This is a genomic window from Telluria sp. LT2P80, assembly GCF_059685955.1.
In genome coordinates this window covers 1-12,432 of sequence record NZ_JCASIO010000020.1, presented here as the reverse complement: position 1 = coordinate 12,432, position 12,432 = coordinate 1, and the positions used below count along the sequence as shown (strand labels likewise).

Sequence of the window (12,432 nt, the reverse complement as noted above, 5' to 3'; positions counted from 1 at the left end):
CGGACGGCTGCAAACAAGGAGGTTCATAGACATTTGGACATTGAAAAATTGCATCCTAGCAGGTACGGCATCTTAGAAATACGTGAATTTCCACAATGCCGAACTTCCGCTTTTGGCGGAACCCGGCCCTTCATGCCCGCATAGCAGATGGCCAGGTTGAAATCCAGAAGTGCCCGCGACAGGCCGGTACCGACCCAAAGCGGACATGCTGATCTGGGGGCGCTTAAATAGGTATCAGCCATGAGTGCTTACTCCTACTTAGCGATGAGGCAAACGATTTCGCAGGGCTGTCGAAAATTGCTGCCACGATTCTTGCACTTCACCCCACGTGGGCTTTTGAGCAGGTTCTGTCGCATTAGCGAACGAGGCGGGCCGGTCAGGTAAACTGCGGTGCCGACTCTAGGACGAATCGACATGCTCAACTTCAAAGGTATGCGCTTTCCGATCGATGTGATCCTGGTCTGCATCCGCTGGTATGCAGCCTACCCACTGAGCTACCGGCACCTCGAGGAGATCACGGAAGAGCGCGGCGTGTCGGTTGACCATTCGTCGATCAACCGGTGGGCCATTCGTTTCCTGCCGCTCATCGAAAAGATGGCCCGGAAACACAAGCGTCCGATCGGCGGCAGCTGGCGCATGGATGAGACCTACATCAAGGTCAAGGGCGTCTGGAAATACCTCTACCGCGCTGTCGACAAGCATGGCAAGACCGTCGACTTCCTGCTGACGGCGAAGCGCGACATGGCCGCGGCGAAGCGCTTCTTTGACAAGGCTATGGGAGCGAACGGCGATCCAAACAAAGTCACGATGGACAAGAGCGGCGCCAACAAGGCGGCCATAGATGCGATCAACGCCGGCCGCACCGTGCCGATCCTTGTGCGCCAGGTTAAATACCTCAACAACATTGTCGAGCAGGACCATCGCGCCATCAAGCGGGTGACCAAGCCGATGCTCAACTTCAAATCATTCCGGGCAGCCGGCTCTGTGCTTGCTGGCATCGAGTTGATACACATGATCCGCAAGGGCCAGTTCGTATTTGACGGCGCCGAGGCCATGTCGTTCGCCGACCAATTTTCTATGCTGGCAGGAATGGTCCGTTCAGCTTGAACGGTGCAGGCTGGCTGGGGAATTTCCGCTGTTTGATCAACAACGCGACAGAACCGCCACCTTGTCTTCATACCAAGGTTGGTTAAACACAACTTCAGGATTTCATGGTGGTAATTCGTCACCCACTGTTGAGCAAATCTTAGCAGAGGTCGAGCGATTCATCCGGCGTAAACATCTGGAATTTTCTCGCGACTCTAATTCGCGGTGACGCGTCGCAAAGCCGCACTGGGTCATTTGGCTCAACGTGCATTGGTGGCCGAACTAGGTGATTCGCCGCATTGGGGCAGTTTGCCAAATTGGTAAGGTCGGGTTTTCATGACAGGCAGCTTATCGACCCCAAGCGGACCTTGACAGCACTGTATAGCGGAAGCTACTCCTATACTCTTGTGTCCACACCTAAAGAGGTCTCCCGCCCATTTTGGGAGTACGTGTCTTCTAGTGCCGGCATGCCAACTTCAGCGACCATCACTTTGTTGCGCCCACCTTTCTTTGCCGCGTACAGAGCACGGTCAGCAGCTGACAGTAGAGCCTGTTCGCCGTTGCCATGACCGGGCCACTGTGCCACACCGAACGATGCTGAAATGCCCGATATTGTTTGTCCTGCATGCTGGATTACGATGCCAGTAAGGGACAAACGGATCCCCTCAGCGCACTTCTCTGCCTCCTCCGCACTACAATCGGGCAGCATCAGTACCAGTTCTTCTCCGCCGTAGCGGCACACTACGTCGCTTGCGCGCACCCGTTGCTGGATCGCGTGACTGGCGGCCTTTAGTACCAGATCGCCGCCTTCATGCCCGTAGGTGTCATTGACGCGCTTGAAATGGTCCAGGTCAATCATCACAACTGAACAGGCGCTCTGGCTGCGTTGGGCGCGCGCCAGCTCTCGCTTAAGCGATTCGTCGAAGAAGCGCCGGTTGTACAGGCCGGTGAGCGGATCGACAGTTGATTGATGGCGCAGAGTGTCCCGTAGCGAGACGTTGCTGATCGCCAGACTAAGCTGCTCGGCCAGCGCGATGATGTGCATGCTGTCGCTCGGGTTTTCTTCGAGCCGATCGTCTAGGACCATAAGAACACCCACGACATCGCCTTGAGAGATCATAGGGACGCACGTCTGGGATGCATACTTGCCTATCCAGGGCGCACCGTGATCACAGAAAAGGTCGTGCTGCGTCGTAGCGACATGAATTTTACCCAGCCGCAGGCACCAACAGTCATCACGAGCGATGGTAGAAGGCGCCTTATCGGTCAAGTTCCACGACGCATTCAATTCGAGCGCGTCGCGCGAATTGCGGTAGAGATATACCGCTCCAGCCGTGTTCGGTAGTAGTTTGCGAAGAAATACCGGCAGCATGTGGGCAAGTTCGGACGGCGCCTTGGCGCTGTCCAGCGCGTGCAACATATCTGCTGCCACCGATAGGCGATCTGCTCGCACGGCAGATTGCTTCGCTAGTAGCGCATTGCTCTCGGCTAGTAACTGCGACTGGTTAGCCGCTTCCGCCTGCTTGTTCAAGCTCCTAATAACGATGAGCACCGTTGCAACGATCACAACAAGGCAAGCCATGGCGGCGCCAATACCCAGTGCCGAGTTGTAGCCCAGCGTAGCAAATAGTTCATCACGCAGCACTTTGCGACGCTCGGCCAGCACATGAAGCTGGCGACCAAACAGCGTGCGCAACTCGTCCATCAGATGCTTGCCTCGCTGGCTAGCCACCGTGTCGGCCGCCGCTTGGCTGTCACCAGCCCTTTTAAGGCGGATGCTGCGGTCCATCTCCAGAACTTTGGCTCGGCTTAATTTGGAAATGCGGGTCGTCAGGGCCCGTTCCTGGTCTGAAGTGGCGAGCTGCTGCAAATTTTCAAGCGCAGCAGGAATGCTTGTAACGCCGATGTTGTATGGCTCCAAGAAGCTCTCGTCACTGCCGATCAGGAAGCCACGTTGACCAGTCTCAGCATCCTTCAACAAGCTCAGTACCAAGTTGTATGCACGCTCCTTTGCCGCTCCCTCTTGAAGTGCACGCAAGGTCGTGTTCGCCTGATAGCTGCTAACACTGGGCAGTGTAGCGAGGCAGACAACAATAAAGATGATCAAGGCGCCGAATAGTTTAAGACCGAAGTCGAGTCGCGAAAGCATACCTTTAGGAAATAATTTATCGTGAGCAATCATAACCCTGACGTGTGCTGACGATAGGTGAAGAAGCTGCCTGTTTCCATGTCAGTTTGGACGATGGGCCAAATGTCCGGTCTTGGCCGAACCCTGCTGTTCAGCTGAGCATATCAGGTCAACAAGGCGGAAAATTCGCGGACTATTACGAAGGGCAGGAACCGACCCAAAGCGGAAGTTCATCGCGGCTATGTAACTCAGCATGAAGCGGTGGAGCTCGACCAGCGCGTCGAGCAGCGGCTGATAATCGGATCCTTGTTCTTGGTGGCGTAAAAACCATCGCATCCCACTGACGCAAGGCTGCTTCATCTTGACGAAGTTTTTAGTAATGTTCATTCGATCTCAATGCGTAAGCGCTCGGCTTCGCACATCCAGCGGTAATCTTTGAGTGAGCACAATTAACGCGCCGATAGCGGCCGTCATCAGCACGGCGGTCGCGGTGATGACGTCTTCATGACGCCGATCCTGTTTCCTTGGTTTGGGCGGTGTTGAAACCGCAGACGCTTGTAATGCCGCGGGAAGCTGCTGCTTCGCTATGCACAGTATCGGCCATCTGGCAGTGCTTGACTATTCGGCCCTGATCGTAAGGGAGTCACTTAGGATGTGGAGACGCCGTGTGCCTGCCGCGGCGCCAGCAGCAGCACGTCACAGCGTGTATCGTTCAACACCGTCCATGGCGTCGAGTCGTTCAGCCAGCCCAGCAGCAGGGAAGCGGCGCCGTCTGCCAGCGCGATGAGGTCTGGCTTGACCGTGCGCAGATAGGTGCGCGTGGCAAGCGCTTCCGGTTGCGCGGTCAATACTAGCGAAAATTTCGTCAGCGGCCTGCCGAGTCGTTGGAGGAAAGTGGAAAACGCCGCCTGTGCCTGTCGCTGTGCTCGCAGGCGGCCATTGTCGATAGTCCGGTCGACGACACCGGCCCGGGACATCGCCCCCTGTCCGGCTACCCGATAACTGTGCAGGAAAGTGATGTGCGCTTCGGGCAGCAGACGCATGACGGTTTCCGTAACACGCAGGGCGTCGTCCGAAAAGTCGTTCGGAACCGCGATCCGCGTATACGCGCAGCGTGGCTCGTTGCGTACCAACAGCACCGGACGCCCGCACATGCGCGCGATCCTGGCTGCTTCGCCGTCGCCTGTCGACGACTTTGTCCAGTGCGGGGCGTGGCCCCCCAACACTACTATGTCGGTTGCGCTTGTCCTGACCCGCGCCGCCACCTGGGCCGCCAGCGCGCCGACGCCGGAGGCGATAGTGCAACGTATGCCGTACTGCTCGCGTAGATACTCTGACTGGCAGCTCAGGCGCCGCATCGTACGCTCTTGCTCAGTGCGCTCGGCGTGATGTTCGGACCCGCGCATCCAGGACAAGATGCGGCGCGTGCCGGCCGGTGTCACCACCGAGAAGATATCCAGCGTGGCCTCCCGCAAACCGCCCGCCAGGATGGCCGCACGTTGCGTCACGTGCGCCGCGTCATCGTTAGATTTCGTCGCGACCAGAATTCCATACAACATAGCAAGCTCCTTATCAACGTGATACGCATAGCGCCGGCGTGCAGGACCTTGGCACGACGCCGGCGCGACACTCAGGTCCAGGATCGGCAGTGCCATCGACTGCGCGTGACCACAGAACAGTATGACGAGCGCATTTCATCTTGCCTATTCGCCAAGCGACCTAGGGGCTTCCCTCAGGTGCTTCGGTGTTGTCGCGCGGCGCCGACGAGGACGGCGAGTCATCGGCGCAAGGAGCTGCCCGAACGTCGGTAAAGCCCTATACTGCTGGATCAGCCATTCACGAAGTAAAGTGCATGTTCCGTCCTTGCCGTCGTCGTCTGATTTTCGTGCCTGTTGCGCCCACCGCATATGCTTAACGCTGACTCGCTGGCAAGCATCTGGCGTGCCTGTATTTTTATCGCTGTCTATATTGGCCTGGACATCCTGAGCGGCCCTGAAGCGCGTTACCAGACAATTGCTCCTGTATGGCATCCGGCGGCCGGTCTGGCCGCTTACGCCGTGCTCAAGCATGGTAAGGACTCCATCGTGCCGCTGCTCGCGGCGGCGCTGCTCGCCGCGGCAATCACGCCCGCAGTGCCGGCTCGCCCGCTCTGGTCGCTGGCGGTCGGCTTGTTACCCTTGCCGGTGTACGTGGCTCTCGGCCTATACATGCGCCGCTATTTGCCCGGCGGTGCATTCTTCGCTAGCCATCGCGGCCTGCTGCTCTGGGCCACCGCAGTTACGCTGGGCAGCCTGTTGAGCGCCGTGCTGTATGCGCAGATGGTGCCGGCCGCTGGCGCGGGCCAGGAATCGGCCTGGATCGCGCTGCTGACGCGCTACACGATTGCCGAGACGGCCGGAATCCTTGTGATCATGCCGGCCGCCTGGTGCCTGCTGGCGCCCGAGCGGCGTAGCGACTTCACAGCGCGGATCGTCAATTGGGATACCCTGGCCTACACGGTGCTAATTGCCGTGGTGCTTGGCGTTGCACTGGAGCGCCTCGCCCCTGAGTCAGTTGCCTATTATCTGCTTATCCTGCCGCTGGCCTGGGCCGCTGCACGCCAAGGCATGGCCGGTGCGGTCAGCGCCGCCATCGTGCTCGAAGTCGGCGTGACCCTGGCGGCACTGCGTCCACTGGTCTATGCCGAGCAGATCCCAAACGTCCAGATGCTGGTACTTACCTTGACGTTGTCTGGGTTCCTGATCGGCATCGCCGTCGATATGGCGCGCCGCGCCAGCGACGAGCTGCAACAGTCACTGCGACTGGCTGCGGCGGGCGAGATGGCGGCGGCTGTGGCGCATGAGCTGAATCAACCGCTCACTGCCTTGTCGGCTTATGGAAGCGCATGCCAGCGCCTCGTGCAACGCGATGGCGGCAATCCGCTGCTGCACAAGACAATCCAGGCCATGGCGGCCGAGTCGCAACGTGCGTCGAACGTGCTCAAGCGGCTGCGAGAATTCTTTCGCACCGGCTCCACCCTGCTGGAACCGATCGTGCTGGCGGATCTGGTCCGAGACGCGGTCAACTCTTTCGATGAGCAGACCCGGATGAATGATGTCTGCCTGCGAATCAGCCATCTACCCGATATCGAACTGCTGGGTGACCGAGTACAGCTCGACATCGTGCTGCGCAACCTGCTGGCCAATGCGGTGCAGGCCCTTGCCGAGATGTCCGCTGCGGCCGACCGCACCATCACGGTCGATGCTGGCGTCGACGGCGAAGCTATCTGGATCCGGATCGCCGACACCGGGCCGGGTATTGCCGACAGTATCCGAGCGCGTCTGTTCGAGCCGTTTGTTTCGCTCAAGTCGAGCGGGCTCGGCTTGGGACTGGCGATCAGCCGCTCGATCGTCGAAGCCCATGGCGGCACTCTCACGGTCGAGCCGAGCAAACACGCCGTGCTCAAGCTCACGCTGCTGGCACGCGCCGCCCAAGAAATCCCGAGACAACAACCATGACAACCGAAAATACCGTTTACATCATCGACGACGATGCGGCAGTGCGTGATGCACTGGGTCTTTTGCTGAGCCTGAACGGCTACCGTACCGCCTTTTTCGCCGACGGCGCGACATTCCTTGGCGCCTGGACAAGTCACTACCGGGGCTGCATCCTGATGGACATTCGCATGCCCGGCATCGATGGCCTGACCTTGCAAAAGCTGTTACTGGAACGAGGGTGCCAGCTACCCGTGCTGATCATTACTGGACACGGCGATGTCGATTCGGCGCGCGCAGCATTTCGCTCTCAGGCAGTCGATTTCCTGGAGAAGCCGCTGCAGGAAGAACAGCTGATCGCTGCAATCGAGGAGGCGCTCGCTCGCCAATCGGGCCAACGGGAGCAGTCCGAGGCCCAGCGCGAGTATCGCCGGCGCGCGGCGACGCTCACCCCACGCGAGCGCGAAGTCATGCTGCTGGTATTCGCCGGCCGTCACAACCGCGAGATTGCGGAAGACCTCGGCATCAGCGTACGGACGGTAGAAGTACACAAAGGCAGAATGATAGAAAAGCTGCAGGTGACATCGGTTGCCGACCTGGTACGCCAGCACCTCCAGCATGGTGCCGGCTAGGCCCGGTCAGGCCTGGGTGTCAGCCTGCAGGCGATTCACGGGTTTGGTGGGGGTTGCGGGTTCAGCTTGCGCCACGATCTCGAGGATGCGGATGTTGACAATGCCGCCCCCCGGACGCGGCCAGGTGATCGTGGCCCCGACGGCTAGGCCCAGCAGCGCGCTGCCAACCGGCGCCAGTACCGAGATCCGGTCCCCGCCGTTCGCATCTTGGGGATAGGCCAGGGTCACTATCAATTGGCTCGGCGGAGCGTCCATTGAAAATCGCACCTTGGAGTTCATCCTGACCACGTCCGGCGGGACCTCGGCCAAGGGGCGAATATCGGCGCGCTCTAGTTCGTCGATCAAGCCGTGTTCCGTCTTGCCCGGCCCGCCGGGCAAGGCGTCCAGCAGGGCTTCTAGCTGTTGCAGATCGCAGGACGACACGATGAGGTTTGATAGGTTTGTCAAGCGGACTCCCGGATTGTGAATATTGGTTGACCGTCCCGTTGCCGGGACGGCTTGAAGCACACGAGGCTGATCTATGGCGTTGTCAGGCGTACGCGCCGTATTGCACCAGCGAAGCCACTGCGGCCAGTGCGCCGGCCGCCGCGCTGGTGGCCATGAAACGTGCCCATAAGCGACGCGTCTTCAGGCGCCGCCGCAGCAGCTCCTTGACCAGCCGCCGCTTGTCACGGCGCTCGATACAATGCTTGGCGTGCACGCCGCAATCGAGCGTTACGCTGGATCGTTGCTTGTTCATTGAAATACTCCTGGGTACCGGAACAACCGGTATGAAACTGACGATGCCGGCCTGCTGACAAGACGGCGCAGTGATTGGGAGCGGTGTGGCTCGAAGAATGTGGCCAGCCCGGAAACCTGGGACCAGACACATGCTTCGAGCCTAGAAAAGGCCGGCCCGATCTCGCAGGAGAGAGCAGCAGTTACCTGCAAGTAGGCAGAAAATGGCGGGACGACAAAAGAAAGAGCCCTGCGGCGCGCGACGCCTGGGCGTATTATTGCGATTCGCCTTGTATGCTTGCTTGGTCATATCACTTACTTGAAAAAACGGCGCATTGCGCAGATGGTCGTGGTTCATCCATTAGAGCTATTTCAGCACAGTATCGCCTGTCTATGATGCTGGCCGCATCCGAGACCCGCGTAGGGGTTGCCCTTACTGCCCAAGAATTCCAGCTTCCCGACGGAATCGTCCTTAGCGCCACGTCCTGAATCGTCAGGAACATTGACTTGATGGTGCTATCTACAATGAAGTACAGGTGCTCGATCGCCACCTAGCGATGGTGGCCATCCTTGTCGCTCAGCGGACTGAGATCGTAGGCGATGTACCTGTCGTCGATGCGCGGTATATTGATCACCGAATGGTGGCCCGCGCTATTGGCGATGGTCGTGACCTGCTGCAGGATGGTGCCGATGAGCCTGAACGGTCCGAAGGGCGACGAACCCATCGCGTAGGCGACACGGCAATCGGGCCGAGTTAGCCGCCTTCAGACAGCATGAAGTAATACACGCCACTGTGCTTGGCCATGAACGAGCCTTCCATATAGGCCGGGTCGGGCGTGATTTCCTTGTAGGTAATCCCGTCCGGGAATGACACCACACTTAACAGGTCGGGCGCCAGCTTGATCACGTTGGCGTGCTTCCAGCCGCCGTAGTACATATACATTTGGCCGTTGTCGTTCTTGTACACCATCTGGTCGATCGACTGGGCGACATTGACGATCTTGTCGATCAGCGGGCTGCACAGCGCATCCTTGAACGGCCCTCCGGGGCAGTTGCTGACCGCCACGCCGGTGCCGTCTGTCTGGCCATCGATTTTGATGTCATTAGCGCCAAAGAACAGGTATTACTTACAGTTATGCTCGATGGCCCAGGAGGCCCACACCGCGTAGGCGACCCACGTGATGTGTTCGATTTCAAGCACATGCTTGTGTTTGGTCGAGTTGACCAGGTCGGGCGACGAGAAGGCATGAAGAAAGGTCTGTTTCATTCAATCTATACATGGCCTGCCGTAGCTAGTCCCACACCGTGTCGTTCATTAACGAATGCATAAATTCAATCGCGATAGAGGTTCGCAAGGCTGTGCTCGTTCGGCGAAAAGTCCGCTTTTGGCCGAACCCGGCCGCTTGGGTCAGCTTAGCAGGTTGCTTGGCTTGAAAAAGTACTGACTGTCACGACAGGCCGGTACCGACCCATAGCAGACATGATATGACCGTCAAGTTATGCTCAGCGATTGCTTAGGGGAAAATGGCTTGTCATAGCTTGAGAGTCCAATGCTGTGCTAAGCGCACTGCGTGGAGTTAGTTACCGGAAGTGATGCGGATAACAACGTTCTAATGGCAGTCGCTAGTTCAGCACGACCATAGGGTTTGCTCAGCAAATTTATGCCCTCATCAAGCCGACCATTGTGAATCATCGCATTTTCTGTATAACCTGACGTGAACAGAACCCGCAGCGTTGGGTGTATCGCGCGTGCTCTCTCAGCGAGCTCGATTGCCGATACTGTGCCAGGCATGATCACGTCGGTGAAGAGCAGGTCGATACGGGTTTGTGCACTAAGGCGTGTGATAGCGTCGTCTGCACTTGATGCGGTCAAGACGCGATAGCCGAAATCACGCAATATCGCCGATACGTTGCTGAGAATATCTGCTTCGTCGTCGACAACCAGAATAGTTTCACTGCCACCTTCGTCGGCAACAACCGGCAAGCCAGGCTTGGCACTCTTTTGCGCATCCGTCCGTGGCAGTAAAATATGGATGGTTGTGCCGACGCCTTCTTCGCTATCGATATCAATATGTCCGCCACTTTGATTGACGAAGCCGTGTGCCATGGACAGCCCGAGACCCGTTCCTTTCCCAACCCCCTTAGTCGAAAAGAATGGTTCGAATGCGCGGGCTTTAACTGCTGCCGACATGCCTTGCCCCGTGTCGCGAAACGCCAAATGGACATAGTCGCCTTCGGGACGTTCTACGTTGGCGACGCCGATCGTCAAGCTGCCGCCATCGTTCATGGCATCGCTGGCGTTCAGTGCTAGATTAAGAATGACGTTTTCCAACTGCTGCGGATCGACCAGAATATTCCATGCCTGTTCCGTCATCTCGAAGCGCACATCAATCCGCTCGCCGATTGCGCGCTTGAGTAGAAGGTCGATCGACTCGAAGACAGCAGGAAGGCAGACCGCCTCCGGTTGCAAAGGCTGCTTGCGCGCGAACGAGAGTAACTGGGACGACAGCTTCGCCCCGCGTTTGACAGCTGTCTGCGCGGAGGTACAGCGTTGCTGTACAGGTGCATTGGTCGCCGAGACCATCTTGATCAAGTCCAGGTTTCCGTTAATGATGTGAAGTACGTTGTTAAAATCATGCGCCACACCGCCCGTCAATTTCCCAATTGCTTCAAGCTTCTGTGCATGCATCAGTGCGCTCTGCGTTTCTTCGAGTTTCTTAGTACGCTCCTGTACGAGTGCTTCGAGAGACTCTTGCTGACGCTCCACTTCGAGCTGGGCACGCCGCTGTTCAGTGACATCGCTGCCCTGTACGAAAATAAGCGTTCCTCTTCCGTCAGTCCGATCCTTCGGCTGCAACAAGACGTCGATGTAAATATCCTCGGTGCCAGTGCTGCCATCACGACGAAGTGTTAGCTTCATTCCCTTGCCCACATGTGACTTGCCATGTGTGCGGACGGCGTCGAGTAGTTCGAAAAAGCCCTGCCCACGTAATTCGGGCAAAGCGTCGCAGAATGCCAAACCTGCAATTTTACGTTGCCCGATTAAACGAGAAAAGGCGGCATTGTGGAGTTCGATACGATGGTCGTCGTCCACAAGGACCGCTACAAATCCCGGCGATTGTTCAAACAAATCTAGCATGCGCGCATGCTCGGTCTCCAGCAGCGCATTCGCGACGCCAAGTTGCCGCGCATTAGTGGCAGCATTTAGGTACACGCGGTTGACTTCCTTTAAATACAGAATCAGCATCACAAATGCGGATGCCAGCGCATTCAGACGACCGACATACCATCCAATCGATAAACGTGTGCCGCCAGCCATAGTGATCGCGTTGTCGAAGGCCAGGGCTACCATCGCTACCCCGAGCCATGCATGCATCGGCGTGGCGAACCGTCCCGCTCGCCACAACATCCACAAGGCTAACATGATGATTACTTGGATAAGTGGCGCATAACCAGTGCTGGTAATACGGCTAAAGTCACCCTTGATATCGACGACGGGCATGGCGTCATGAAAAACTGTCACCGCCATCACGCTTGCAGCCAAGCCCAAGCCGGTAATGACAGCACATTTCCAGAATGACGCCATTACATGCTCAGCAACGTAGCTAGGTCGGCGCCACTCGGCAGCCGCATAGCCAAACAGCATGCCAGTTGAACCAAGGTGCCAAAAAAACCAGAGCCAGCTAGGCGTTTGAGTGCCTCCGAGCAACCGTATTTCGGGTACGAAGGCCCCTGGAAACGCAAAGAATTGGACTAGCAGGATGGCCGACGTGTAGACGCAGCCGCCAAACAAATACAGTAGTGCATACTGGCCTGTTTGCCGATAGTAGCCGTACAGAAGATAGGCCACCACGGCGTAGCAACTAATCGTCGCTGTCTGATACCCCGGCAAAAACGCTGCAATTGCCGGCCACTGGTCGGATGCATCCGGCATCAAAGCCGTCGTTATTATTGCGATCAAAAACGTAATGACTAATGCCTGTCGCTGAAACGGTGCCAGCGTCGATACGGCATAAGCCACTTTCGATTGAATCTGTCCAATCGGATGAATCATTCTGTGCCTCTTTAGGGTCTGCCACGTGCCGAGGTCACACGAACAAAGGAAAAATGTTTACTTAAAGCAATGCACCAGCGAAATAGCAAGATAGAGGTGTAAATCTTGCTTGTCAAAGTAGGCAACTAGGTGAACAGCCGTACAGTACCATGCGTTGCTGTAAACGATGTCGGCATCCATCATTTGACCGACGGCAAACGTCTCGCTTCCCCAACGACCGCTTTTGGCCCAGGCCGTGTAAAAACTTAGAAGCAGGCCCTGGCAGCGGAACTGTACCCGCCGATGCATGTTGAGCGGCTCTTCAAAGCGCTCAGGGTGCAATGCCGCGTTTTCCGGGATACC

General features: G+C 57.5%; 12 protein-coding genes. 3 read left to right on the top strand and 9 right to left on the bottom strand.

Annotation, left to right across the window (positions count from 1 at the left end; all coding sequences use genetic code 11):
* Window positions 1-414 precede the first annotated feature (414 nt).
* Window positions 415-1,107, top strand: coding sequence for an IS6 family transposase (locus AC56LW_RS23825; protein ID WP_499638311.1), 693 nt, complete (start codon window positions 415-417; stop codon window positions 1,105-1,107).
* Between the two features lie 376 nt (window positions 1,108-1,483).
* On the opposite strand, the gene AC56LW_RS23820 is transcribed toward AC56LW_RS23825, so the two are convergent.
* From AC56LW_RS23820 to AC56LW_RS23810, 3 genes are all read right to left on the bottom strand, one after another.
* Window positions 1,484-3,268 (bottom strand): diguanylate cyclase, encoded by a 1,785-nt coding sequence (locus AC56LW_RS23820; RefSeq protein ID WP_499574872.1) that lies wholly within the window; start codon window positions 3,266-3,268, stop codon window positions 1,484-1,486.
* 48 nt (window positions 3,269-3,316) lie between these two features.
* Window positions 3,317-3,601, bottom strand: coding sequence for a hypothetical protein (locus AC56LW_RS23815; protein ID WP_499574871.1), 285 nt, complete (start codon window positions 3,599-3,601; stop codon window positions 3,317-3,319).
* A 260-nt stretch (window positions 3,602-3,861) separates the two neighbouring features.
* Window positions 3,862-4,869 (bottom strand): universal stress protein, encoded by a 1,008-nt coding sequence (locus tag AC56LW_RS23810; RefSeq protein ID WP_499638308.1) that lies wholly within the window; start codon window positions 4,867-4,869, stop codon window positions 3,862-3,864.
* A gap of 252 nt (window positions 4,870-5,121) precedes the next feature.
* On the opposite strand from AC56LW_RS23810, the gene AC56LW_RS23805 reads away from it, so the two are divergent.
* Together AC56LW_RS23805 and AC56LW_RS23800 are read left to right on the top strand one after the other, a co-directional pair.
* Window positions 5,122-6,711: a sensor histidine kinase gene (locus tag AC56LW_RS23805; RefSeq protein ID WP_499574869.1), complete on the top strand. Its 1,590-nt coding sequence runs from the start codon at window positions 5,122-5,124 to the stop codon at window positions 6,709-6,711.
* Window positions 6,708-7,319, top strand: a complete 612-nt coding sequence (locus tag AC56LW_RS23800) for a response regulator transcription factor (RefSeq protein WP_499574868.1) — start codon at window positions 6,708-6,710, stop codon at window positions 7,317-7,319. The genes AC56LW_RS23805 and AC56LW_RS23800 overlap by 4 nt, the downstream gene beginning before the upstream one ends.
* A gap of 6 nt (window positions 7,320-7,325) precedes the next feature.
* On the opposite strand, the gene rnk is transcribed toward AC56LW_RS23800, so the two are convergent.
* From rnk to AC56LW_RS23770, 6 genes are all read right to left on the bottom strand, one after another.
* The gene (rnk, locus tag AC56LW_RS23795) at window positions 7,326-7,766 is read right to left on the bottom strand and encodes a nucleoside diphosphate kinase regulator (protein ID WP_499574867.1); all 441 of its coding nucleotides are present in this window, start codon (window positions 7,764-7,766) and stop codon (window positions 7,326-7,328) included.
* A gap of 82 nt (window positions 7,767-7,848) precedes the next feature.
* Window positions 7,849-8,058, bottom strand: coding sequence for a hypothetical protein (locus tag AC56LW_RS23790; protein ID WP_499574866.1), 210 nt, complete (start codon window positions 8,056-8,058; stop codon window positions 7,849-7,851).
* Between the two features lie 529 nt (window positions 8,059-8,587).
* On the bottom strand, window positions 8,588-8,761 hold the full coding sequence (locus AC56LW_RS23785; RefSeq protein WP_499574865.1) for a hypothetical protein: 174 nt from the start codon (window positions 8,759-8,761) through the stop codon (window positions 8,588-8,590).
* 29 nt (window positions 8,762-8,790) lie between these two features.
* Window positions 8,791-9,102: a family 43 glycosylhydrolase gene (locus AC56LW_RS23780; protein WP_499638305.1), complete on the bottom strand. Its 312-nt coding sequence runs from the start codon at window positions 9,100-9,102 to the stop codon at window positions 8,791-8,793.
* 492 nt (window positions 9,103-9,594) lie between these two features.
* Window positions 9,595-12,090 (bottom strand): MASE4 domain-containing protein, encoded by a 2,496-nt coding sequence (locus AC56LW_RS23775; RefSeq protein ID WP_499638302.1) that lies wholly within the window; start codon window positions 12,088-12,090, stop codon window positions 9,595-9,597.
* A gap of 57 nt (window positions 12,091-12,147) precedes the next feature.
* A partial coding sequence (locus AC56LW_RS23770; RefSeq protein WP_499638299.1) for a hypothetical protein occupies window positions 12,148-12,432 on the bottom strand: 285 nt, incomplete at its 5' end.